At 57.3% G+C, this 996-nt stretch carries 1 rRNA gene (only partly in view); it reads left to right on the top strand.

The features are described 5' to 3' along the window. Window positions 1-996: ribosomal RNA gene (locus TR49_RS47130) — 23S ribosomal RNA — on the top strand (it extends past both window edges: 309 nt to the left, 2,040 nt to the right).

Raw genomic sequence — 996 nt, 5'->3', positions numbered from 1 at the left:
ACCCGGCAGGGGTTGCCATTGTGGGGTCGTGGGAGTGAGCTTCAGTCGTCTGCCGGCGGCTGGGCGAGTCAGAAACCGAGGATGTAGTCGAAGGGCATGCGAAAGGCCCGGCGTAGAGGGTAAGACCCCCGTAGGCGAAACATTCTCGGCTTGCTTGCTCATTTCCCAAGTAGCACGGGGCCCGAGAAATCCCGTGTGAATCTGGCGGGACCACCCGCTAAGCCTAAATATTCCCTGGTGACCGATAGCGGATAGTACCGTGAGGGAATGGTGAAAAGTACCGCGGGAGCGGAGTGAAATAGTACCTGAAACCGTGTGCCTACAAGCCGTGGGAGCCTTTAGGGGTGACTGCGTGCCTTTTGAAGAATGAGCCTGCGAGTTTGCGGTGTGTGGCGAGGTTAACCCGTGTGGGGTAGCCGTAGCGAAAGCGAGTCCGAATAGGGCGTCTGAGTCGCATGCCCAAGACCCGAAGCGGAGTGATCTAGCCATGGGCAGGTTGAAGCGCGGGTAAGACCGTGTGGAGGACCGAACCCACCAGGGTTGAAAACCTGGGGGATGACCTGTGGTTAGGGGTGAAAGGCCAATCAAACTCCGTGATAGCTGGTTCTCCCCGAAATGCATTTAGGTGCAGCGTCGTGTGTTTCTTGCCGGAGGTAGAGCACTGGATAGGCGATGGGCCTCACCGGGTTACTGACCTTAGCCAAACTCCGAATGCCGGTAAGTGAGAGCACGGCAGTGAGACTGTGGGGGATAAGCTCCATGGTCGAGAGGGAAACAGCCCAGAACACCGGCTAAGGCCCCTAAGCGTGTGCTAAGTGGGAAAGGATGTGGAGTCGCAGAGACAACCAGGAGGTTGGCTTAGAAGCAGCCACCCTTTAAAGAGTGCGTAATAGCTCACTGGTCAAGTGATTCCGCGCCGACAATGTAGCGGGGCTCAAGTACACCGCCGAAGCCGTGTCATTCACACAATAGCCCCAACGGGTGTGTGGATGGGTA

This window comes from Streptacidiphilus melanogenes (genome assembly GCF_000787835.1).
Lineage (GTDB): Bacteria > Actinomycetota > Actinomycetes > Streptomycetales > Streptomycetaceae > Streptacidiphilus > Streptacidiphilus melanogenes.
This window is presented reverse-complemented; position numbering and strand designations above follow the sequence as displayed.